Origin of the sequence: Sphingopyxis sp. H050 (assembly GCF_001468265.1) — a bacterium.
Lineage (GTDB): Bacteria > Pseudomonadota > Alphaproteobacteria > Sphingomonadales > Sphingomonadaceae > Sphingopyxis.
Genome location: NZ_LNRZ01000006.1, coordinates 260,678 through 281,386, shown reverse-complemented (window position 1 = coordinate 281,386; position 20,709 = coordinate 260,678). Strand labels below are relative to the sequence as shown.

Here is a 20,709-nt window from a genome sequence, read left to right as displayed (position 1 = left end):
GTTATGGATACTCTGGTAGCAAAGGCGGGAGGCTGGCTCGGGCTGGCGTTCCTTGCGCTGGTGATGGCTGCGATGGCGGTAGATGCGCCCTTTGCCGTTCACATGATCATTGTCGCGTTCGCCTGCCTGCTGATGCTCTGGGCGACCGTGTCGCGCGCCGATTATGAAGCGATCGCGCGGGGCCTCTTGAAGATGCCGGCGGACGAGGGCGTCTATGACGACGATCCGATCCGCTGGGGCGTCATCGCGACGCTTTTCTGGGGCCTCGCGGGTATGGCGGCGGGGCTGTTCATCGCGCTGCAGCTCGCCTTTCCGGCGCTCAATCTAGGGTTCGAATATACGACCTTCGGGCGCCTGCGCCCGCTGCATACCTCGGCGGTGATCTTCGCCTTCGGCGGCAATGCGCTGATCGCGACAAGCTATTATGTCGTGCAGCGCACCTGCCGCGCGCGGCTCGCTTTTCCTACGCTCGCGCGCTTCGTCTTCTGGGGATACCAGCTCTTCATCGTGCTCGCCGCGACCGGCTACCTGATGGGGGTCACGGAGGCGAAGGAATATGCCGAACCCGAATGGTATGTCGATCTCTGGCTGACGATTGTCTGGGTCGCCTATCTCATCGTCTTCCTCGGCACGATCGTGAAGCGCCGCGAGCCGCATATCTATGTCGCGAACTGGTTCTACCTCAGCTTCATTATCACCATCGCGATGCTGCATCTCGTCAACAATCTGTCGATGCCTGCGAGCCTCTTCGGGTCGAAGAGCTATGCCGCCTTCGCCGGCGTCCAGGATGCGCTGACGCAATGGTGGTACGGGCATAATGCGGTCGGCTTCTTCCTAACCGCGGGCTTCCTCGCGATGATGTATTATTTCGTGCCGAAGCAGGCCGAGCGGCCGGTCTATTCCTATCGCCTGTCGATCATCCACTTCTGGTCGCTGATCTTCCTCTACATCTGGGCGGGGCCGCACCACCTTCATTACACCGCGCTGCCCGACTGGGCGCAGACGCTGGGCATGGTTTTTTCGGTGATCCTGTGGATGCCGAGCTGGGGCGGCATGATCAACGGGTTGATGACGCTCAACGGCGCGTGGGACAAGATCCGCACCGACCCGATCATCCGCATGATGGTGATGGCGCTCGCCTTCTACGGCATGAGCACCTTCGAAGGCCCGATGATGTCGATCAAATGGGTCAATTCCATGTCGCACTATACCGACTGGACTATCGGGCACGTCCACAGCGGCGCTCTCGGCTGGAATGGCATGATCACCTTTGCATGCGTCTATTACCTCGTGCCGCGCCTGTGGGGCCGTCCGCGCCTCTACAGCCTGCGCATGGTCAACTGGCACTTCTGGCTCGCGACGGTGGGGATCGTTTTCTACGCCGCGTCGATGTGGGTCGCGGGCATCATGCAGGGGCTGATGTGGCGCGAATATGGCGCTGACGGCTACCTCGTCTACAGCTTTGCCGAGAGCGTATCGGCGATGCACCCGATGTACCTGATCCGCGCCGCGGGCGGGGCGATGTATCTCGCCGGCTTCCTGATCATGGTCTTCAACGTCTGGGCGACGCTCGGCGGCAGGGTCCGCACCGAAAAGCCGATGACCGAAACGCCCTACAATGCCGCGGCGGATCGTCCGCTCGCGCCCGTCCCCGCCGAGTAAGGAGCCCGGACCATGGCCACCAGACCCGCCAAAAAGGGCTTCAGCCACAAGAAGATCGAGCGCAATGTGACGTTGCTCGGCGCGCTTGCGCTGCTCACCGTCACGATCGGCGGCATCGTCGAGATCGCGCCGCTCTTCTGGATCGACAACACAGTAGAGAAGGTCGAGGGCATGCGGCCCTACACCCCGCTCGAGCTCGCCGGGCGCAACATCTATATGCGCGAGGGCTGCTACACCTGCCACAGCCAGATGATCCGTCCGTTCCGCGACGAGGTCGAACGCTACGGCCATTACAGCCTCGCCGCCGAGAGCATGTATGATCACCCGTTCCAGTGGGGATCGAAGCGCACCGGGCCCGATCTGGCGCGGGTCGGTGGCCGCTACTCCGACGAGTGGCACCGTGCGCACCTCGCCGATCCGCGTAGCGTCGTGCCAGAATCGATCATGCCGCCCTATGCCTTCCTTGCCGAGAAGGATCTGGAAACCGGCGACATGTCCAACGACCTGGCCGCGCTCTACCGGGTCGGCGTACCCTATACGAAGGCCGATATCGCCAAGGCCAACGACGATATCCAGGCACAGGCCAATCCCGACGCGGGGGCAGGCGACCTTCAAAAACGCTATCCGAAGGCGCAGGTTCGCGACTTTGACGGCGACCCGTCACGCGTGACCGAAATGGATGCCCTCATTGCCTATTTGCAGATGCTCGGCACCCTCGTCGATGTCGACAGGGCTGCGCCGCAGGGACGCGCCGGCGAAACGGAGGCGGCGCGATGAGCTACGACGAGCTTCGCCATTTCGCCGATAGCTGGGGGCTGCTCGCGATGGCGTTGCTGTTCCTCACACTTATCGCCTGGCCGTTCCGGCCGAGCGCGCGCGCCCGCAACGACGAGGCTGCGAACATGATCTTCAAGGACGACGAGCATGGCTGACCTGAAACAGCGCATCGACGAAGCGACCGGCACGAGCACGGTTGGCCATGAGTGGGACGGGATCGAGGAACTCGATACGCCGATGCCGCGCTGGTGGCTCTGGACCCTTTACGCAACGATCGTCTGGGGGCTGGCGTATGTCGTCCTCTATCCGGCGTGGCCGATGGTCGACAGCGCGACCAAGGGCGTGCTCGGCTGGTCGAGCCGCGGCGACCTTGCAAAGGAAATGGCGGCCGACGCGAAGCGCCGCGCGCCGACGGTCAATGCCATCGCGGCAACCGCGATTACCGATCTGCCGGCGAAGCCCGAACTGATGCAGGCGGCGGTGCAGGGCGGCGGCGCGGCGTTCCGCGTGCATTGCGTCCAGTGCCATGGTGCGGGCGGCGCGGGGGTGAAGAACCTTTACCCCAGCCTGACCGACGACGACTGGCTGTGGGGCGGCGATCTGGCCACGATCGAATATACGGTCACGCACGGCATCCGGAATCCCGACCACAAGGCGACACGCACCAGCCTGATGCCCGCTTTCGGCCGCGACGGCATTCTCGACGCGGCGCAGATCGGCGACGTCGTCAGCTTCGTGCGGACGATCAGCCGGCAGGAAAAGGCCAGCGCGTCGTCGGCGCGCGGCGCGGCGCTGTTCGCGGACAATTGCGCGGTGTGTCACGGCGCGGGCGGTGAAGGCGGGCGGCAGGTCGGCGCGCCGAAACTGACCGATGCGATCTGGCTGTACGGCGGCGATCGCGACAGCCTGACCGCGACGATCACGCAGCCGCGCAACGGCGTGATGCCGCGCTGGGGCGGCCGGCTCGATCCGGTCACGATCAAGATGCTGTCGGCCTATGTCTATTCGCTGGGCGGGGGCGAGAAGGGGCTGGCGCCCGTCGCCGAAGGGGCGGGAGCCGATGGCCAGCCCTGAAGATCTCTCCGGCCAGCCGGCGCCGCTCTATGAAGCGCGGAAGGGCGTTTACCCGAAAGCGGTGAACGGTCCCTTCCGCCGCTTCAAATGGGCGATCATGGCAGTGACCCTGGCGATCTATTACGGCACGCCGTGGATCCGCTGGGATCGTGGTCCTTACGCGCCCGACCAGGCGGTGCTCGTCGACCTTGCGAACCGGCGTTTCTACATGTTCCAGATCGAGATCTGGCCGCATGAATTCTACTATGTCGCGGGCCTGCTCATCATGGCGGGGATCGGGCTGTTCCTTGTCACCAGTGCGGTCGGGCGCGCCTGGTGCGGTTATGCCTGTCCGCAGACGGTGTGGACTGACCTGTTCCAGCATGTCGACCGGATGGTCGACGGCGACCGCAACGCGCAGGTCCGGCTGGCGAACGGCCCGTGGACGGCCGAAAAGCTGGCGAAGCGGGTGGTCAAATATGGCATCTATCTGGCTATCGCCTTCTGGACCGGCGGCGCGTGGATCATGTATTTTGCCGATGCGCCGACGCTCACGCTGGACTTCTGGACCGGGCAGGCAGCACTCGTCGCCTATGGCACCGTCGCCATGCTGACCGCGACGACCTTCATCCTCGGCGGTTTCCTGCGCGAACAGGTGTGCGTCTATATGTGCCCGTGGCCGCGCATCCAGACCGCGATGATGGACGAAAAATCGCTTCTGGTCACCTACAAGGACTGGCGGGGCGAACCGCGCGGCAGCGTCAAGAAGGGACAAGCGCATCCCAGCGCCTTCGGCGACTGCATCGATTGCAATCAGTGCGTCGCCGTATGCCCCACGGGCATCGACATTCGCCAGGGGCCGCAGATCGGCTGTATAACCTGCGCGCTGTGCATCGACGCGTGCGATGGGGTGATGGCGCAGGTCGGACGGCCGCGCGGGCTGATCGACTATTGTACGCTCGACGACGCGGCGACCGAAAAGGCGGGCGGTACGGGACGGCCGATCCGCAAGACGCTGCTGCGTCCGCGTACTCTGATCTATTTCGGTGTTTGGATCGCGATCGGTACGGCGATGCTCTTTTCGCTCGGCCAGCGCACGCGGCTCGACCTTGCCGTCCAGCATGAGCGCAGCCCGCTCTATGTCCAGCTTTCCGACGGCCATATCCGCAACAATTACACGCTGAAGCTGCGCAATATGGAAACGCGCCCGCGCCGGGTCGCGGTGAGTGTAAGCGGCCTCGCCGATGCGGTGCTGTGGACCAACGCCGGTTCGCGTGAAAAGGCCGGGCAGCGTATCGAGCTGGCGCTGCCCGCCGATAGTGTCACGGGCGTCAAACTCTTCATCGCGGCGCCCGGCGCCGGTCCTGCGCGGCAGGACTTCACGATCAGCACGCGCGGGCTCGACGGTGATCCGCGCGGCGACAGCGACATCATCCAGTTCGACCGGCCGGAGGCAGGACAATGACCGACACACACAAGCTCAAAAAGTTCACCGGCTGGCACATGACCGCAATTCTCGTCACCTTTTTCGCGGTGGTGATGACGGTCAATTTCACCATGGCGCGCTTTGCCATGTCGACCTTTGGCGGCAAGGTGGTCGAGAACAGCTATGTCGCGAGCCAGCATTATAACGAATGGCTGAAACGCGCCGACGCGCAGGACCGGCTAGGATGGGATGCGCGCATCACGCTCGATGCGGGGCGTCATGTCCTTCTGGCGATCCGCAAGGATGGGACTCTGCTCGATGGCGTTCAGGCCGCCGCGACCGTCAATCACCCCCTTGGGCGCACCGCGCCCGCTGCGCTGCGTTTCGAGCCGGCGGCGGGCGGCGTGCTGCGCTCGCTCGAGCCGCTGGCGATAGGGCGCTGGCGGCTCGACCTTATCGTCCGGCATGGCGCCGCCGAAGCGCGCTATCGCGAGGATCTGCAATGACCGCCACCGCCCTCGTCGAACGGGACTTCGCGGTGCCCGATATCCGCTGCGCAGGCTGCATCGCCAAGCTGGAGCAGGGGCTGGTGCGCGACAGGCGCATCGCCGCCGCGCGCGTCAATTTCACCGAAAAGCGCGTGCATCTGTCCTGCACAGCCGACACCGACATGCCCGACCTGATCGGTGCCTTTTCGAATCTGGGGTTCGAGGCGCATCCGATCGGGAGCGGCCCCGAGGAAGCCGATGCCGAAGCGGAAACGAGCCGCGAACTGCTGCGCGCGGTTGCGGTATCGGGCTTCGCGATGATGAACATCATGCTGTTGTCGGTGTCGGTCTGGTCGGGGGCGGCGGGGGCGACGCGCGACCTGTTCCACTGGCTGTCGGCGGCGATCGCGCTCCCGACGGTGGTTTATGCCGGGCGGCCCTTTTTCCGCTCGGCGTGGCGCGCGCTCCGCCACGGCCGGACGAACATGGACGTGCCGATCAGCATCGGCGTTGCGCTCGTCTGCGCGATCAGCATGTACGAGACCGCTACCAGCGGCCCGCATGCCTATTTCGACGGCGCGGCGATGCTGCTTTTCTTCCTGCTCTGCGGCCGCTGGCTCGACAGCGTGATGCGCGATCGCGCACGCGGCGGCGTGACGGCATTGCTGCGCAACATGGGGACCGGTGCAATGGTGCTCGGTAACGATGGCCGCAGCCGCTGGGTCGACGCGACCGCGCTGGAGCCCGACATGGTGATGCTGGTCGCGGCGGGCGAGCGGCTGTCCGCCGACGGGGTGGTCATCGGCGGGGCCAGCCAGCTCGATCTGTCGCTGCTGACGGGCGAGAGCGCACCGCAACCGGTCCGTCCCGATGACCGGGTGCATGCCGGCACGTTGAACCTCGACGCGCCGATCCGGGTGTGCGTGACCGCAGCGGGCGCCGACACCGCCATCGCCGACATCGCTCGGCTGATGGGCGAAGCGGCGCAGGGAAAGTCGCGCTATGTCCGCATCGCCGACCGTGCGGCGCGACTTTATGCGCCCGCGGTTCATTGCCTCGCGCTGATAGCGTTCGCGGGATGGATGATCGCGGGGGCGGGGTGGCATCACAGCCTGCTGATCGCCGCCGCGGTGTTAATCATCACCTGCCCCTGCGCGCTTGGTTTGGCGGTTCCCGCGGCACAGATCGTCGCGGCGGGCGAACTGATGCGCGCGGGCGTGCTGATCAAGGACGGATCGGCGCTCGAACGGCTCGCCGAGGTCGACCGCGCGCTCGTCGACAAGACGGGTACGCTGACGCTCGGACGCCCTGAAGCCATTGGTCTCGAACGGCTCGATATCGGGGTGAAGTCCCTGATCCTCTCGCTGTCGCAGGCGAGCCGCCATCCGCTCAGCGAGGCGCTGACGCGGGGATTGCAGGCATATGATGTTCGGCCCGCCGAGGTGAAGTCGATCCGCGAGACACCCGGCTTTGGTATCGAAGCGCACTGGGCGGGGCGCGTCGTAACGCTCGGCCGGCCGCAGGACGCGGTTCTGGGCGATGCACTGGCGACCGAACTGTCGGTCGACGGCCGCACCGTCGCGACGATCCGCTTTGCCGACCGGCTGCGCCCCGATGCCGCCGAGGCCGTCGATGCGCTTGGCCGGCAGGGCATCGAATCGATGATCCTGTCGGGCGATCGCGCCGGCGCGGTTGCGCCGGTGGCGCGCGAACTTGGGCTGACGGCGCAGACGGGGATGAGCCCGCAGGACAAGCTTGCCGCGATCGATCGGCAAGTCGCGCTGGGCCACAAGGTGCTGATGATCGGCGATGGTCTCAACGACGGACCGGCGCTCGCGGCCGGTCATGCGTCGATGGCGCCCGGGTCGGCAAGTGACGTCGGGAAGAACGCCGCGGACTGCATCTTCCTTGGCGACCGATTAATGCCGGTCGCGCAAACGGTGCGTATGGCCCGGCGCGCGCAGGCTATCGTGCGCCAGAATTTCGCACTCGCCATCGGCTATAACATGATAGCCGTGCCGCTCGCGTTCCTGGGCTTTGTCACGCCGCTTGTAGCGGCGATCGCGATGTCAGGATCCTCGCTGATCGTGGTTGGGAATGCGCTGCGCCTGAAATGGGCAATCCAATGAACGGGCTGATTTTCCTCATCCCGATTGCGCTCGGGCTCGGATTGCTCGGTCTAGCGGCCTTTTTCTGGTCGCTCAAGAAGGGGCAGTTTGACGATCTCGACGGTGCGGCGCTGCGTATCTTCGTCGAAGACGAAGAGGGTCGCGAGTCATGACAGCGCCTAAATTCCTTCTCGCGGTCAGCGCTGCCGCGTTCATGCAGCCGCCCAACGGGGTCGAAGCGCGAATATTGATGATCCCCTCCTGCGGCGGCGGTGCGCATCATGTCCTCGTCCCGGGAGATCCTGCCGATCCTCATCAGCGCCGAGATTGCGCGAAAGCGTGCCACGCGATCACGGATCGACGGAGTAAAGCAAGCGGCAGCAGAAAGGGCTGCTGCTGACAATTGTTGATCCTGGTCAATGATAGCCGCCGAGGTGAGGGCGTAGGAGAGTGTCATGTGGTCCTATCATCCCGATCTCCTCGCCAAACCGGTGCCTCGCTACACCAGCTATCCCACCGCCATGGAGTTTACCGACGCCATCGGCGCTGATGACTATGCGCACGCGCTCGATGGTGTGGAGTCGGCCACACCGATCTCAGTCTATGTCCATATACCGTTTTGCGAGCAGATATGCTGGTATTGCGGTTGCAATACCGGGGCGACAAGTCGCAAGCAGCGACTGGCTGACTATTTGATCGCCTTGCAGTCGGAAATCGCGTTCGTCGCGAAGCTGCTTGGCGGGCGCGGGCGGGTCCAGCACATCGCGTTTGGTGGCGGAAGCCCCAACGCGATCGCTCCCATCGAACTTGTCCGCCTGCTCGACCGTATCCTGACCGTCTTCGATGCGCATCGCCCCGAGGTTTCGGTCGAACTTGATCCCCGCGGATTCACCGCTGAGTGGGCCCTTGTGCTCGCGGCTGCAAATGTCACGCGTGTCAGTCTTGGCGTCCAGACGTTCGCGCCCCACGTTCAACAGGCGATAGGGCGCGTGCAACCCCTCTCGCACATCGAACGTGTGGTCGCTGCACTCCGGCTGCGCGATATTGGCGCGATCAACTTTGACCTGATGTACGGCTTGCCGGGGCAGACCATGGACGATCTTGACGCCACGCTCGCCGACACGATCCGTCTCGCGCCAAGTCGCATTGCTTTGTTTGGCTATGCGCATCTTCCCGACATGATACCGCGGCAGCGGCGGATCGACGCGAGCAACTTGCCCAACGCCCGTCTTAGGTTCGAGCAGGCCGAGCTAGGCTTCATGCGATTGACTCAGGCTGGCTATATTCCGGTCGGCTTCGATCATTTCGCGAAGCACGACGACAGTCTCGCGCTGGCCGCGCTGGAAGGGCGGGTCAACCGCAATTTCCAAGGCTTTACCGAGGACAGCGCGCCCGTCGTGCTCGGATTCGGGGCAAGCGCGATAAGCAAGTTTCCCGACCTGATCGTGCAGAATGAAAAGCGAGCGGGACATTACCGCGACATGGTGCAGCGGGGTCTGCTCGCTGCTGTGCGAGGAGTCAGCCTCGACGCGCAGGAGCGGGTTCGCGCGCGGATTATCCGCGACATACTCTGCGCGGGACGCGCGGAGATTGGTGCCTTAGATTTAAGCGAGACGAGACGCGCGATGTCGGACTTTGAGCAACGCGGCATCATATCATGGGACGCTGGCAAGATCGTTTTGCAAGACGATGGGTTGCCCTACGCGAGACATGTCGCGTCGCGTCTCGATGCAGCGAGATCAGATCTGATGCTTGCATAGGCTTGCCTCTGGACGAAGGCACGCAGCAAACACCTGCCGCTTTCCCGTTCCGATGGAGCCAAAATGAGAATAATTTGAACGCCGGACGTGCTGGATCGACAAGATTTCGCCATGTAGAGGCATCGACGGTCGCCTCGCGTTGCGAGTCTCTTTACTGGTGGGCTGAGGTTACCCAACCAGGTCTTTGCACGGTTTGCAGGCGCTCATCGAAGGCGAGGCTGATGAACGGCGCAATTGTCCTCCTGGTTGTGAACGCGGCGGTAGCCGGCATGTTTGCATTGAGCTATTTTCTAATAGCCGCCATCAGTCGCGGACAGCGGCCGGTCCTCGCGTTTGGAATAAGCTATCTGGTTGGCATGTTGACTCCGATCAGCGAGATTGCGCTAAGTATTACTGGTGACGGGGCTTTTCAGGTGCCGAGCTATGGAGGATTGCTCGCCGCCTTTCTCTTGACTTCCTATGGTCTTTCGCGGTTCGAACGGCAAAGACCCTTGTGGCGGGCCATTCTGCTTGCTGCGTCCTTTGGCGTATTGATCCGCCTTACGATCTGGGGAGGTCCGCGAGATAATCTCGCTTACGAAATCGCCTATCAGTCCCCATTTGCGGTCGCTTTGGGCCTTTGCGCCTACACTGCCTTTAGACATGCTAACGGGCGATCACTCTATTTTCTCTTAGGCAGCCTGTTTGGCGTCACCTCGATTAATTTCCTCGTCAAACCATTCGTCGCCGTCGCGGTGGGGTCGGGCGCGACCGCCGCGGATTACGCCAACAGCGCATACGCCTTATATTCTCAGGGGAGCACGGGCATCTTGTTGATCGCTGGTGGTCTGGTCGTCCTGTTGATCGTGATTCAGACGACGATTGTGGAATTTACCCACATATCCGAGACGGACCCACTGTCGCAGCTCCTCAATCGGCGCGGTTTTGATCGCCAAGCCCAAATGTTGCTATCGCACAGTGCCAACGAGAGCCACGATGTTTGTCTCATTATGATCGACCTCGACAACTTCAAAGCGATCAATGACTATTACGGCCATGATGTGGGCGATCGGGTCATTCAGCATTTTGCTGAGCTTCTGCAGCATTCCATTCCCAAATCAGCACTGGTCGCCCGAACCGGCGGAGAGGAATTTGTCATACTCCTCAACCATGCGACGCTTCCAGCCGCCGTCCTCATAGCGGAAACCATAAGGGAGCAGGTATCAGACCATGGCTTCGAAGAAGTTCCGCGGTTTACCTTTAGCGGCGGCGTCGCTCAGCTCAGACCGGGCGAGACGCTTGCCGACCTGAAGCGGCGCGCTGATCGCGCAAGCTATGATGCGAAGACAGGTGGAAGAGATCGAATTGAAATCGAGCAGCCGGCCTCCGCGCATTCGAATAGTCAAAAGATCGTTCCGCTGCGCCGGTAGATTTTTCGGCCGACCGACGCTCGCGCCTCTTTGCACAGCTAGCCCGTCATTCGCCTTCAGTAAGACGCGCGCAGAAACTCGACATGGAAGCACACGGGGCCAATAGGCTCGACACGATGAAGAATAGTGGGTTCGACTACGCCTGGCTCCCCACCTTGTGTAATTATCTTCTCATAGGGCTTGCGGCGGGTATCGGTGACAACGTAGCGAATACTGCCCTCTGCGACGTCGATCAGGCCCCATACGCCTTTTTTGGTCGAATGATCTGATAGCAGCGCGGCAGGTATCGTGCTCTCGGTAAAGGATCCCGTTCGTCTATAGGACTGAAGGCTTTCCGGGATCGCGATGGTCATGATTTCTCCGATCGTTCCAGATGAAACTGCGCCCCGAGTTGGAGGCTTTCAGCAATTCGATCGGCCTTGGCTTGCATGGCACAAGCATTTTCCGCGTTGAGGAGTTCAGCTGTCGTGCTCCGCCAGATGCTGAGCCAGCGCCCAAAATTCTCCGGCGTCATGTGAACGATGTGGCGTAAATGCGCGGCCATTGGCTGTCCTTTGTAGCGACCGCTCGTGAGCATGACCGAAGACCAGAAGGCCTGCAGCTTTTCGAGGTGCTCGGCCCAGTCGCTGATCGCGCCCTCGAATATAGGGCCAAGAATGTTGTCGGCGCGAACCCGCCGGTAAAATTCAGGGATAAGGTGGTCGATATCCTGCTCTAGAAGTTGCGGTTTCGTCACAGAGCCGTCCTCAGGCGGCATCAGCATCGTTATAGGCCTGCGCTTCAGCGGCAATGAGTATGTCGGCGAGCATCCAATAGGCGTCGCCCCACGCGGCTAGAACCTCGTCAGTCGCTACGTCGGCGCCGAGGGCGTCGCGGATCGCCGGCAGCAGCGCTTCAGCGACATAAGGATAATGCTCGGGTTTGACGCCTGTCTCGACATGCCGCGCGACCATTCGGCCAACCGCCGGTCCGAGATTGGCTAGCTTGTCGATGTTGCGGGCATAAGCGAGGATCGCGCCTGCGAGCCGCCGGGGCTGCTCGCCACTGCTTTGGGCAGCGTGATCGAACATCGTTTCGATGTCAGGATTCTGGAACAGCCGAGCATACATGGCGGTCGTGATCGCGATGCCATGCCTTTCGAGGGCTGGCGCTGTCGATTTGACGATCATCATGGCTTCTGGAGACGCGGTTCGCATGCAACTTTCCTTTTCTAATGTGACGGGTTTTGCGCTTCAGGCGGCAGGTCGATGGGTCAGGATGCTGGTCAGGGCTTCTGCCAGTTCGTCGCCCTGAAGTGGTTTGTCGACGAGACGGGCGGCTATCGCCGTGCCTGCCGCGCGGGTTCTGCGATCGGGGTTCGTCACAAGAAGAAGGGCCGGAACGGAAAGGCCGGATGCTCTCGCCTCGGCAAGCCAGGCGATGCCGCCGTCCCGATAGTCTTGATCGACGACGAGGCATCCTGCCTTTGTGTCAGCTTCGCTGTCCTCACAAATCACAAATCCATCGAGCGCAAGGGCGAAGCGAAGCGAGGAGAGAAGGGCGGGATCGCTTACACGGAGCCCGATCGTCTGATCCATGCCCTTTCTCCTCTTGTCCCACCCTCAAGCCGCCTGCTTCCAGTTCGGTTCGAGCGTCACATGCGGCGGGCATTCGGCGACCGGGCCCACTGGCAAGCCGGCGAGCTCATTGGCGAAGCCGTGATTGACGTCGCGGTGATGGGCCTCGTCGGCGCGGACGACCAATACGACGTCGCGGAGCGTCGCATCAGCAGGCAGGCCCCAATAATCCTTTGCAATCTTCGGCGCAGGTACGTTGACGCTGCGGCCTTCGTCGATCTCGGCGAGATAGTGCGTGTAACTGATCACCGCCTCTTCCTCGAAGTAGCCGACAACGCGGTGCGCGGTCTTGGAGCTGATCAGGTAGAGCGCGAAGAAGCAGATGTAGAAGATCCACTGCACGCCGATGATTACCGCACGTTCGAAGAGCGTCGGCTTGGAGATCTCGATGAACGTCATGAGGTGCATGCGCTCATTCTCGGCCTCGTCCATGAGCGTTTTTATCCAGCCTTTGTCGTCGCACATGCGGCGAAGGCAGGCGAGATGGTTGATCGTCGCGCCGACCATGCCGGGGACCGCGGCGACCGTCTCGAGGACCACGGCGCGGTGGCCGTAACGTTCGGCGAAGAAAGTGTCGGCGCACCAGCGCAGAGCCTTGGTGAAGCCGAAAGCGATGCGATCCGACACGCCCTTGGGGTTGTGATGGACGCTGAGATCGATGAAAGGTGCAGTCATGGGAACATCTCCGTTCGGGCGGCGGGTTGGGGCTTGCCGTCGATGCGGAGGAGATAGGCTTGTCGTCGGAGCGCGGAAATTTGGATGATGTCCCTACCGAAACTCCCCTAGGGGATTCACCGGAGGCGCGGCGCATCGGACTGAACAGCCGCTTCCTGCCGAGGTTGCCGGTGTCCGGCGCCTTCGGCATTGCGCTTCTAGCTGTCTTGGCAGGCATGGCAGTGCGGCTCATCTTTGCCGATGAACTCGGCCGGCGTGCGACCTTCATCTTCTTCGTACCCGGCGTCGTCATCGCGGGTGCGCTTTCGGGTCTGCGCGCAGGCACGCTGGCGGCGATCGCAGGCGCAGGCGCAGGTCTTTGGTGCGACAGCCGCACGGGCCCTGTCGAAAGCGGAAGTGTGATCGCCGCCGCTTCCTTCCTTCTGATTTCGCTCGCCATCTCGCTTGGCGGCGAATGGTTCCAGCATGCCCGTGTCCAGACCGAAGAAGGCGCCGCAATTCTCGCCGGGCGCGAGGCGCATCTCCGCTCGATCCTCGAAACCGTGCCCGACGCAATGGTCGTGATCGATGAGAGTGGCACGATCCAGGACTTTAGCCCGGCAGCTGAAAGCATGTTCGGCTGGTCTGCGGAAGAGGCCTTGGGGCGCAATGTCCGGATTCTAATGCCTGAGCCCTATCGCGCCGCGCATGACGATTATCTGGGGCGATATTATCAAACGGGGGAGAAAAGGATCATCGGGACGGGTCGGATTGTCGTCGGTGAACGGCGCGACGGCTCGACCTTCCCGATCGAGCTCGCGGTCGGCGAGATGCGGGCTGGCGGCCAGCGCTTCTTCACCGGGTTTATCCGCGACCTCACCGAGCGCCAGCAGGCCGAGACGCGCCTCCAAGAACTGCAGAACGAGCTGGTTCATGTGTCCCGGCTCACCAGCCTCGGCGAGATGGCCTCGGCGCTCGCGCACGAGATCAACCAGCCATTGTCCGCAATCGCGAATTATCTGAAGGGTAGCCGCATGCTCCTCGCGCGCGACGAGGTGCCGCACGATAAACTCGCTGAAGCGGTCGAGCGGGCCGCGGCCGAGGCGCTTCGGGCAGGCGACATCATCCGTCGGCTCCGGGATTTTGTCGCGCGCGGCGAGACGGACCGCTCGATCGAGAATCTTCCCAAGCTAGTGGAAGAAGCCAGTGCGCTCGCCCTTATCGGCGCGCGCGAGCATGATATACGCGTGCGGTTCGTATTTGATCCCGGCATCGACCGGGTACTCGTCGACAAGGTGCAGATCCAGCAAGTTGTCCTGAACCTCGTGCGGAACGCTGTCGATGCGTTCGCCGACGCGATCTCTGTCCCGAAGATATTGGCGATCGCGATCGATCGAGATGGCGACATGGCGCGGGTATCCGTCACCGACAATGGCCCCGGAATAGTCGCGGAAATTGCCGCGCAGCTGTTCCAGCCCTTCATTACGTCGAAGCAGACGGGTATGGGCGTCGGCCTGTCGATCTCGCGGACGATCGTCGAGGCTCATGGCGGCAAGATTTGGGTCGAAAGGGCGGAGGGCGGCGGCGCTCGGTTCGTTTTCACGGTACCGCTGGTTGGCGAGGAGGAATTACAGGATGGCGAGTGATCCAATCGTCTATGTGATCGACGACGATGACAGCGCGCGCCATTCGCTCGAGTTCCTGCTCGATTGCGCTGGAATTCGCGTTCGCGGCTTCGCTTCGGCCGACGCCTTCCTCGCCGCCGCGCCGCCGGTCGATGGTGCCTGCGTCGTAACCGACGTCCGGATGCCAGGGACCAACGGAATGGAGCTGGTGGCTGTCTTGCGCGAGCGCGGCGCATCGGTACCTGTCATCGTCATCACCGGTCATGCCGATGTGCCGCTCGCCATTCAGGCGATAAAAGCCGGCGTTGCGGATTTTATCGAAAAGCCGTTCGACGACGAAGCGATGCTCGGCGCGATCAGGCAGGCGCTCGCCTCGCAGGCCGGAACGGCGGACGCCCGCGCCGAACGTCAGGCGATTGAGGCGCGCATCGCATCACTTTCAGCGCGTGAGCGCGAAGTACTCGACGGTCTGGTTGCGGGCAAGGCCAACAAGGCGATTGCCTATGATCTTTCGATTAGCGCGCGGACGGTAGAGGTTTACCGCGCGAATGCGATGATGAAGATGCAGGCGAAAACACTCTCAGATCTCGTGCGCATGGCTACCATCGCAAAGTTTGGCTGACTTACGCCAACTGTCGGGAGGCTTATGCAGCTCGGGGTCGGATTTTGCGATGACTTAGTCGACGTCGACGGCGTTGCACCGGACATCATGCTCTCTCCAGATGCAGACACCCGGCGAACGAGCGCCGCCGTCGCCTAGGCTCAGTCGAGCAACCGCCCCGGCGAGATTTCAAAGGGCTTCGCGAGCTTCTCGATCACGGTCGCCGTCGGATTTCGCCGGCCGCGTTCAATGTCGCTGACATAGGTGCGATGGATGTCGGCCCGGTCGGCATAGTCCTCCTGGCTCCAGCCCTTCTCTTCTCTCAGGCTGCGCACATTTCGGCCAAGGCGAACGCGTATATCCACGCGTGAGTAAAGAGCCCCATGTGACTGATTGATCTACAGACGATCAGTGACATTGAACTTGACTTGGCAGCCCCTCGAAGCACTAGTCCCGTCACTGATCGTCGACATATCCCGTGCCGAGATCATGCGATGGAGGACTTGCGATGGGGGCTTTAGGAAGTGCGCGCGCGGGGCTTCGCCAGTGAAGCGCGACGAACGATCCTGCCCGCAGTGCGGCGAGACAATTCCGAAGGCAGCCCACCTCTGCAAATATTGCGGAAAGCGGTTCGAGCTTCCCATCAGGGCGGAAACTCAATCTGCTCCAGATGGCCCGCGACCGATGATAACGAAGCGCGAGCTTGGCTGGTTCGCAGCGATGCTCGTCGGCGCCGTGATCCTGAGCAACGTCTTGCCCCGGCATAGCTCTTCGCCGCCGCCAAAGGCGGAGACTGAGATCAGTTCCTTCGCCGACGTCGGCAAACAAAATGCCTGGATCGCGGCGTCGCAGATTTCGATCAAGGGACGGCTCAAGGATCCGGACAGCGCCGAGTTCCGCAACGTGCATTTCTATTCGGGCGGGAAGACTGCGGTCGCCTGCGGCGAGGTCAATGCGAAGAACAGCTTCGGCGGCTATTCGGGTTACGAGCGCTTCGTGGCGGCGGGGCCGACCGAGCTTGCTTTTCTGGAATCCGATCTCTCCTCGCGGTCCGAGATGGACAAGGTCTGGAAGGAGCTTTGCGTGAAGGCGCCTACCGACAAAGCGTGAGCCCTGCCGGCCGGCGCCCAGATCACCATGGCCGCGACCGGCGGCGAACAACACGGAGCGGGCGATTGTCATCGCCCCGCTCGGTCAGGATCCACCTCCATTTCGTGATCTGATAATTCACGAACTGGCTGAAGCTATCGACCTGGTCGTCGTGGCGCCCGGCAGGGAACGCCTTGAGCTCCGCCCGAAAGCCGTCGAGCCAGGGTGCCTCAGCTGGAAGGAGGATATGGCCAGCCTCGACCTCACCCAGGCAGCCATTGAACCGCTCGACCTTCGCGTTGACCGGCGGGATCATGATGAGATTCAGCCGGGCCGTGGTCTTGAGGTCGTCGTACAAGGATATACCGCTGCAGGCCTTCTCCATCAGCACGGCGTCCGCTTTGTATTGATCTCGAAGTCGGACGACCGCGCGCTTGAGGTCGGGGTAATCGAGGCGCTGGCGAAAGACGTTGAGCAGATGCCATTTGTAGGTGTCGCGCGAGAACCCCCAAGTTGTACAGACCGAAGGATCGCTCGTCGGGCTTGCGGTCATGCCCGTGTCCCAGCTTTGCACCACCTTCAGATACCGATGGCGCTCGAGCGGCTCGTAATATGTCCCGAACCATTCGAGCCGGATCATGTTGCCCTCGGGTGCGACTGGGTTCTGCTGATATTGCGCCGAGAACACCACCGGTCCCAATTGCCGGCGAAGGTCCTCCAGCACCCCTTGATGCTCGCGCGTCGGATTGAGGAGATCGCCCACCCGTCGATGATGGACGACATTGGGGGCGATGCGGATGGTCTCTTCGCGTTCGGCAATCGCCGGCAGATTGAGATGTCCATATCCCTTGGCGAGCATATAGGCGGGAAGGTCATCTTCGTGGAGCCGCTGCTGGATCGAGATGATCTTGCCGTTGGCCTTGTCATTGAGGCGGCTCAGCAGCGTGCCGTCGAACCAGCTTCGCAGATTCTCGCGGGCGATCGCACTGTTGGCCTCCTCGGCCTTCATGCAGTCATCGACGATGACCGTGTCGGCGCCAAAGCCGGTGACCGATCCGCCGACCGACACCGCCTTGCGGACACCGCCGCGGGTGGTCTCGAGCTCGAGGGCGCGATTACCGCGATCGCTGATCCGGGTGTTCGGGAAGTCGCTCTTGTACCAATCGCTTTCCATGATCCGGCGCGTGTCGTTCGAATGCTGCCGCGCGAGATCCTGACTGTAGCTCGCAACCATGATCTTCATGCTCGCATCATGGCCAAGTAACCAGGCGACATAGGCAACGGACGCCGTGATCGATTTAAGATGGCGAGGGGGCACTGTGACGACGAGGCGCTTGCTCTCGCCCCGATGCACCTCCTCGAGGGCGTGACACATCGCCCGAATGTACCACGCCATCTGCAAGGGCGGGTCTCCAGGGTGCAAGGTCTCGAAGACCTTCATCAAGAAGATAGAGAAGTTTGTCCGGCGTGCGGCGGCGAGCAGCGCAAACTCTTGCGCCATTTTGTCGGGGTTGGTTTTCATGACTCTTCTCCCAGCTCAGCCTGGATCTGTGCTCGAAGCTCCGCGAGCATCTGGAAATCGGTTTCGGTGAAGTCGGTGGCCGTGTCAGGCGTCAACGAATCCGGCAGGTCGGGAACTGCCCGCTCATATCGCAACAGCGCCTTGTCGATCGCGGCCAAGCTGCCCTGGAGTGCGATCGCGCGCTGCTTCATGACCAGAGCCCGGAGCACGCTGACCTTCTTTGGGCCCTTTGGGGTCTTCAGCGTAATCTTCTCGTTGTAGACCTCCCGGTAAACAGTGCTGACGTTCTCGGACCCTTTGACCTTTCCTTTCGGGTTGCCGGACTTCCCCTTCTGGAAGCGTGTGTGGAGCGGTGGCTTGCCATAGCCGACCTCGTAGCTGGCAGCTTTTGGACGATCATCAGCGTCCTGCATGGGTGGCGGCATCGATGGCACCGGCGACGTCCGGCGACGTCGGGAAGGAGGGTCGATGATCCGCTGGTCATCGAGGTGTGGGCGGGGAGCTTGGTCAAAATCAGACATTGGATGTCTCCAGAGAGAGCAACGGCCCGGCGCATGCGTGGCGCCGGGCCTGGAGGGCTTAGGCTTCGGGGGCCGCATATGCGGGGATGTCGTCGGATGCGTCGGAGCGCGCTGCTGCAACCTCAGCGAAGGTCTGGCCGGTATCGGCCAGCACCGCCTCCTTCCCGGTAATCGTCTCCCAACGGCGGATCGCGACATCGACATAGCCCGGCTCAAGCTCGATGCCGTAGGCGACGCGCTTGGTGCGCTCGGCGGCGAGTATCGTCGTGCCCGAGCCCATAAATCCGTCGAGCACGATCTCACCGGGATTGGTGACATCGCGGATGGCGTCCGCGACGAGTGCGGTCGGCTTCACCGTCGGATGATCGGCAAGATCCTGGTCACGAGAGGCGCCGAAGCTGTTGGCGCCGGCATAGTCCCAGACATTGCAGCGATACCGACCATATTTGCCGAGCTGCACATTGTTGGTGTGTGGCGCCTTGCCCTTCTTCGCGACAAATATCAGCTCATGCTTTGAACGGTACAGGGAGCCCATGCCCGCATTGCTCTTGTTCCAAACGCACAAATTGAGCAGCGACAGATGGTTCACACTGATGGCGTCCAAGATTTCTCGAAGATGTCTCCAGTCCATGCAGAGGGCGAGCACGCCCCCATCCTTTAGATGGGCTGCGGCACCACCAAAGGCATCCGTGAGGAACGTTGTGAACTGAGCGGGCGACATCTCGCCGGACGCCTGCGCGAACTCTTGGTGCTGGTGCTTTCCGAGCCCTGAGACGTGCCCCTGTATCGGAACGTTATAAGGCGCGTCGGTAAACACCATGTGGGCGGTCTTCCCGTCCACCAGGCGGGACCAGTTCTCCGCCTCCAAACAAGAGCCGCAAAAGAGGCGATGCTTGCCGAGGGCCCAGAGATCGCCCAAGCGACTGACGGGCAGCTTGGGAAGTGCCGGAACAGCGTCTGCCGGATCGTCTCCGAGCAGTTCGCCAGCGCTTTCATCGAGGTGAAAATCAACCTCGCCGGTGTCAAACCCGAACGACTCCGAGCCGACTTCGCCAAGCTCGACAATGTCTCTGATCTCAATGGAGAGGGCGTCATTGTCCCACGTCGACAGCTGCGCGAGCTTATTGTCGGCGAGACGATAGGCTTTGACCTGCCCAGGAGTCCATTTTTCGGCCGAGAGCACCGGGACTTCTGGAAGGCCGAGGCGCTTTGCGGCTTCGACCCTTGCCTCGCCGGCAATGATCACATCCGACCGATCGACGAGGACGGGGATCGCGAACCCGAATTGGCTGATCGAGGCCATGATCTTCACGATTTGCTTTTCGGGATGCTTGCGAGGGTTGTTGGCGTAGAGCTTCAGCGAAGCCGGCTGCCGATACTGAATTTCGCCAAGCCGATGGTCGATATTGACCAGAGCTGGAACGCTATTCTCTATTCGAGGGGATGGCTTGATACGCATTGTCTGTTTCCTTGCTAGGCCAGCAAATCGAAACAGAAGGGCGGGAGAAGCAGCTGGGCAGCAAAACAACCGCCATCCTGCCTCGCATCGCGTGGCCGATGGTGTTGTCCACGCTGTGCACTTAGCTCTCCCAGCACGGTCGTTAGACCCGACCTGCATAGATAAAACTCTCGGCATTGAAAGCGAAAAAATCAATTTAACGCTTTGAATACAAGTAAGAAATCTCAATGTTATTGACAATGAAAGTAGTGGCTCTTCATTTTACTTAAGCATCATCTTGGTTTCGAAGCGGAATTTCGGGTGGCCGCTGACAACAAATCTCGGGCGTGCTGGAAATGGTGCCATTTGAAGCTCCCACCGATGCCAAGAAATCTCCGATCCAGAAGCCTGAGAAAGCTGGACGGCGTGTTTCAGCGCTGCCGGGGGCGATGAACGTCAGAATGCAATGGCGTCTCTAGGGCCGAGGAATGGAGGTGGCTGGCTAGCCGGAGATGGGCGGCATCAAATTGCCTGACAGGGCTCTGTTCGATCCAAATATTCCCGAAATTTTCCCTGCTCCGGTTTTAGGGAATTTCGTCGCCGCATCGGCGGAATTGCGCGGTCTGCGAGCGGCAGACTTTGCGTTGAATAGGCCGATGGGGCTGAATTCCCTGCAAATTCCCGTGTTGCAGGGAAAATTTCGGCAGAGACCGGTGGTCGGATCACTGTCCACACCTCCAACCATAATCGATGAACCGGCGGAAGCGCTTTTTCTCTGCCTAGAGCGAGCGCGTCGAGAAGCTCGGTCTCGTCGTCTATGAGGTCTGTTTGACAAGATCACCGAACTTGCGGCGGCGGCGCGCCGACAGATCTAATCCGAAATCGCCGCCCAAACCGGCATCCGGGACCGGAGGATCGCAGTTTTCGAGGCGAGTCCGCATGGGCCCAGGTGCGGGGGCG

At 61.9% G+C, this 20,709-nt stretch carries 23 protein-coding genes; 14 read left to right on the top strand and 9 right to left on the bottom strand.

Annotated features, from left to right (window positions below; translation table 11 throughout):
- The first annotated feature begins 3 nt into the window (after nucleotides 1–3).
- From ccoN to ATE67_RS14265, 10 genes are all read left to right on the top strand, one after another.
- The gene (ccoN, locus tag ATE67_RS14310) at nucleotides 4–1,662 is read left to right on the top strand and encodes a cytochrome-c oxidase, cbb3-type subunit I (RefSeq protein ID WP_058817344.1); all 1,659 of its coding nucleotides are present in this window, start codon (nucleotides 4–6) and stop codon (nucleotides 1,660–1,662) included.
- Nucleotides 1,663–1,674: 12 nt separating this feature from the next.
- Complete coding sequence (gene ccoO / locus ATE67_RS14305) at nucleotides 1,675–2,439, top strand: cytochrome-c oxidase, cbb3-type subunit II (RefSeq protein ID WP_058817343.1); 765 nt, start codon at nucleotides 1,675–1,677, stop codon at nucleotides 2,437–2,439.
- The gene (locus ATE67_RS14300; RefSeq protein ID WP_058817342.1) at nucleotides 2,436–2,594 is read left to right on the top strand and encodes a cbb3-type cytochrome c oxidase subunit 3; all 159 of its coding nucleotides are present in this window, start codon (nucleotides 2,436–2,438) and stop codon (nucleotides 2,592–2,594) included. The genes ccoO and ATE67_RS14300 overlap by 4 nt, the downstream gene beginning before the upstream one ends.
- The gene (gene ccoP, locus ATE67_RS14295; RefSeq protein WP_058817341.1) at nucleotides 2,587–3,513 is read left to right on the top strand and encodes a cytochrome-c oxidase, cbb3-type subunit III; all 927 of its coding nucleotides are present in this window, start codon (nucleotides 2,587–2,589) and stop codon (nucleotides 3,511–3,513) included. Before ATE67_RS14300 ends, ccoP begins: the two co-directional genes overlap by 8 nt.
- Nucleotides 3,500–4,957, top strand: coding sequence for a cytochrome c oxidase accessory protein CcoG (ccoG, locus tag ATE67_RS14290; RefSeq protein WP_058817340.1), 1,458 nt, complete (start codon nucleotides 3,500–3,502; stop codon nucleotides 4,955–4,957). The genes ccoP and ccoG overlap by 14 nt, the downstream gene beginning before the upstream one ends.
- Nucleotides 4,954–5,424, top strand: coding sequence for a FixH family protein (locus ATE67_RS14285; RefSeq protein ID WP_058817339.1), 471 nt, complete (start codon nucleotides 4,954–4,956; stop codon nucleotides 5,422–5,424). Before ccoG ends, ATE67_RS14285 begins: the two co-directional genes overlap by 4 nt.
- Nucleotides 5,421–7,535, top strand: coding sequence for a heavy metal translocating P-type ATPase (locus ATE67_RS14280; RefSeq protein WP_058817338.1), 2,115 nt, complete (start codon nucleotides 5,421–5,423; stop codon nucleotides 7,533–7,535). The genes ATE67_RS14285 and ATE67_RS14280 overlap by 4 nt, the downstream gene beginning before the upstream one ends.
- Nucleotides 7,532–7,687 carry a cbb3-type cytochrome oxidase assembly protein CcoS gene (gene ccoS / locus ATE67_RS14275; RefSeq protein ID WP_058817337.1) on the top strand — a complete coding sequence of 52 codons (156 nt, stop codon included), beginning with the start codon at nucleotides 7,532–7,534 and terminating at the stop codon, nucleotides 7,685–7,687. The genes ATE67_RS14280 and ccoS overlap by 4 nt, the downstream gene beginning before the upstream one ends.
- Before the next feature lie 282 nt (nucleotides 7,688–7,969).
- Nucleotides 7,970–9,274 carry an oxygen-independent coproporphyrinogen III oxidase gene (hemN, locus tag ATE67_RS14270; protein ID WP_058817336.1) on the top strand — a complete coding sequence of 435 codons (1,305 nt, stop codon included), beginning with the start codon at nucleotides 7,970–7,972 and terminating at the stop codon, nucleotides 9,272–9,274.
- Between the two features lie 221 nt (nucleotides 9,275–9,495).
- A complete protein-coding gene (locus ATE67_RS14265) occupies nucleotides 9,496–10,683 on the top strand; it encodes a GGDEF domain-containing protein (RefSeq protein WP_058817335.1) in 1,188 nt (395 codons plus the stop codon).
- Nucleotides 10,684–10,739: 56 nt separating this feature from the next.
- Here the strand turns inward: ATE67_RS14265 and ATE67_RS21085 are convergent, their stop codons facing one another.
- The 5 genes from ATE67_RS21085 to ATE67_RS14240 are packed head-to-tail and all read right to left on the bottom strand — an operon-like array spanning nucleotide 10,740 to nucleotide 12,974.
- The gene (locus tag ATE67_RS21085) at nucleotides 10,740–11,036 is read right to left on the bottom strand and encodes a DUF1971 domain-containing protein (protein ID WP_082660385.1); all 297 of its coding nucleotides are present in this window, start codon (nucleotides 11,034–11,036) and stop codon (nucleotides 10,740–10,742) included.
- The gene (locus ATE67_RS14255) at nucleotides 11,033–11,446 is read right to left on the bottom strand and encodes a group III truncated hemoglobin (protein WP_443028768.1); all 414 of its coding nucleotides are present in this window, start codon (nucleotides 11,444–11,446) and stop codon (nucleotides 11,033–11,035) included. Before ATE67_RS14255 ends, ATE67_RS21085 begins: the two co-directional genes overlap by 4 nt.
- On the bottom strand, nucleotides 11,430–11,879 hold the full coding sequence (locus tag ATE67_RS14250; RefSeq protein ID WP_058817333.1) for a globin domain-containing protein: 450 nt from the start codon (nucleotides 11,877–11,879) through the stop codon (nucleotides 11,430–11,432). The genes ATE67_RS14255 and ATE67_RS14250 overlap by 17 nt, the downstream gene beginning before the upstream one ends.
- A gap of 36 nt (nucleotides 11,880–11,915) precedes the next feature.
- Nucleotides 11,916–12,260 (bottom strand): hypothetical protein, encoded by a 345-nt coding sequence (locus ATE67_RS14245; protein WP_058817332.1) that lies wholly within the window; start codon nucleotides 12,258–12,260, stop codon nucleotides 11,916–11,918.
- 24 nt (nucleotides 12,261–12,284) lie between these two features.
- The gene (locus tag ATE67_RS14240; protein WP_058817331.1) at nucleotides 12,285–12,974 is read right to left on the bottom strand and encodes an alternative oxidase; all 690 of its coding nucleotides are present in this window, start codon (nucleotides 12,972–12,974) and stop codon (nucleotides 12,285–12,287) included.
- Nucleotides 12,975–13,189: 215 nt separating this feature from the next.
- On the opposite strand from ATE67_RS14240, the gene ATE67_RS14235 reads away from it, so the two are divergent.
- Nucleotides 13,190–14,599: a two-component system sensor histidine kinase NtrB gene (locus ATE67_RS14235; protein ID WP_231728168.1), complete on the top strand. Its 1,410-nt coding sequence runs from the start codon at nucleotides 13,190–13,192 to the stop codon at nucleotides 14,597–14,599.
- 13 nt (nucleotides 14,600–14,612) lie between these two features.
- Nucleotides 14,613–15,200 (top strand): response regulator FixJ, encoded by a 588-nt coding sequence (fixJ, locus tag ATE67_RS14230; protein ID WP_231728167.1) that lies wholly within the window; start codon nucleotides 14,613–14,615, stop codon nucleotides 15,198–15,200.
- A 140-nt stretch (nucleotides 15,201–15,340) separates the two neighbouring features.
- Here the strand turns inward: fixJ and ATE67_RS14225 are convergent, their stop codons facing one another.
- The gene (locus tag ATE67_RS14225; protein WP_231728166.1) at nucleotides 15,341–15,514 is read right to left on the bottom strand and encodes a helix-turn-helix domain-containing protein; all 174 of its coding nucleotides are present in this window, start codon (nucleotides 15,512–15,514) and stop codon (nucleotides 15,341–15,343) included.
- 349 nt (nucleotides 15,515–15,863) lie between these two features.
- Here ATE67_RS14225 and ATE67_RS14220 point away from each other — a divergent pair, with 349 nt between their 5' ends.
- On the top strand, nucleotides 15,864–16,289 hold the full coding sequence (locus tag ATE67_RS14220; protein ID WP_058817328.1) for a hypothetical protein: 426 nt from the start codon (nucleotides 15,864–15,866) through the stop codon (nucleotides 16,287–16,289).
- A 22-nt stretch (nucleotides 16,290–16,311) separates the two neighbouring features.
- Here ATE67_RS14220 and terL read toward each other — a convergent pair whose 3' ends face one another.
- The 3 genes from terL to ATE67_RS14205 are packed head-to-tail and all read right to left on the bottom strand — an operon-like array spanning nucleotide 16,312 to nucleotide 19,770.
- A complete protein-coding gene (gene terL, locus ATE67_RS14215; RefSeq protein ID WP_058817327.1) occupies nucleotides 16,312–17,790 on the bottom strand; it encodes a phage terminase large subunit in 1,479 nt (492 codons plus the stop codon).
- Complete coding sequence (locus tag ATE67_RS14210; RefSeq protein WP_156417034.1) at nucleotides 17,787–18,311, bottom strand: DUF5681 domain-containing protein; 525 nt, start codon at nucleotides 18,309–18,311, stop codon at nucleotides 17,787–17,789. Before ATE67_RS14210 ends, terL begins: the two co-directional genes overlap by 4 nt.
- Before the next feature lie 58 nt (nucleotides 18,312–18,369).
- Nucleotides 18,370–19,770, bottom strand: a complete 1,401-nt coding sequence (locus tag ATE67_RS14205) for a site-specific DNA-methyltransferase (protein WP_082660384.1) — start codon at nucleotides 19,768–19,770, stop codon at nucleotides 18,370–18,372.
- A gap of 491 nt (nucleotides 19,771–20,261) precedes the next feature.
- Between ATE67_RS14205 and ATE67_RS21460 the strand changes: the two genes are divergently transcribed.
- Nucleotides 20,262–20,570: a hypothetical protein gene (locus tag ATE67_RS21460; protein ID WP_156417033.1), complete on the top strand. Its 309-nt coding sequence runs from the start codon at nucleotides 20,262–20,264 to the stop codon at nucleotides 20,568–20,570.
- Nucleotides 20,571–20,709 lie beyond the last annotated feature (139 nt).

Coding starts and splice junctions, on each gene's coding strand:
- ccoN (WP_058817344.1), top strand. CDS start 4: ATGGATACTCTGGTAGCAAAGGCGGGAGGCTGGCTCGGGCTGGCGTTC.
- ccoO (WP_058817343.1), top strand. CDS start 1,675: ATGGCCACCAGACCCGCCAAAAAGGGCTTCAGCCACAAGAAGATCGAG.
- ATE67_RS14300 (WP_058817342.1), top strand. CDS start 2,436: ATGAGCTACGACGAGCTTCGCCATTTCGCCGATAGCTGGGGGCTGCTC.
- ccoP (WP_058817341.1), top strand. CDS start 2,587: ATGGCTGACCTGAAACAGCGCATCGACGAAGCGACCGGCACGAGCACG.
- ccoG (WP_058817340.1), top strand. CDS start 3,500: ATGGCCAGCCCTGAAGATCTCTCCGGCCAGCCGGCGCCGCTCTATGAA.
- ATE67_RS14285 (WP_058817339.1), top strand. CDS start 4,954: ATGACCGACACACACAAGCTCAAAAAGTTCACCGGCTGGCACATGACC.
- ATE67_RS14280 (WP_058817338.1), top strand. CDS start 5,421: ATGACCGCCACCGCCCTCGTCGAACGGGACTTCGCGGTGCCCGATATC.
- ccoS (WP_058817337.1), top strand. CDS start 7,532: ATGAACGGGCTGATTTTCCTCATCCCGATTGCGCTCGGGCTCGGATTG.
- hemN (WP_058817336.1), top strand. CDS start 7,970: ATGTGGTCCTATCATCCCGATCTCCTCGCCAAACCGGTGCCTCGCTAC.
- ATE67_RS14265 (WP_058817335.1), top strand. CDS start 9,496: ATGAACGGCGCAATTGTCCTCCTGGTTGTGAACGCGGCGGTAGCCGGC.
- ATE67_RS21085 (WP_082660385.1), bottom strand. CDS start 11,036: ATGACCATCGCGATCCCGGAAAGCCTTCAGTCCTATAGACGAACGGGA.
- ATE67_RS14255 (WP_443028768.1), bottom strand. CDS start 11,446: ATGCTGATGCCGCCTGAGGACGGCTCTGTGACGAAACCGCAACTTCTA.
- ATE67_RS14250 (WP_058817333.1), bottom strand. CDS start 11,879: ATGCGAACCGCGTCTCCAGAAGCCATGATGATCGTCAAATCGACAGCG.
- ATE67_RS14245 (WP_058817332.1), bottom strand. CDS start 12,260: ATGGATCAGACGATCGGGCTCCGTGTAAGCGATCCCGCCCTTCTCTCC.
- ATE67_RS14240 (WP_058817331.1), bottom strand. CDS start 12,974: ATGACTGCACCTTTCATCGATCTCAGCGTCCATCACAACCCCAAGGGC.
- ATE67_RS14235 (WP_231728168.1), top strand. CDS start 13,190: ATGGCAGTGCGGCTCATCTTTGCCGATGAACTCGGCCGGCGTGCGACC.
- ATE67_RS14220 (WP_058817328.1), top strand. CDS start 15,864: ATGATAACGAAGCGCGAGCTTGGCTGGTTCGCAGCGATGCTCGTCGGC.
- terL (WP_058817327.1), bottom strand. CDS start 17,790: ATGAAAACCAACCCCGACAAAATGGCGCAAGAGTTTGCGCTGCTCGCC.
- ATE67_RS14210 (WP_156417034.1), bottom strand. CDS start 18,311: ATGTCTGATTTTGACCAAGCTCCCCGCCCACACCTCGATGACCAGCGG.
- ATE67_RS14205 (WP_082660384.1), bottom strand. CDS start 19,770: ATGCGTATCAAGCCATCCCCTCGAATAGAGAATAGCGTTCCAGCTCTG.
- ATE67_RS21460 (WP_156417033.1), top strand. CDS start 20,262: ATGGGCGGCATCAAATTGCCTGACAGGGCTCTGTTCGATCCAAATATT.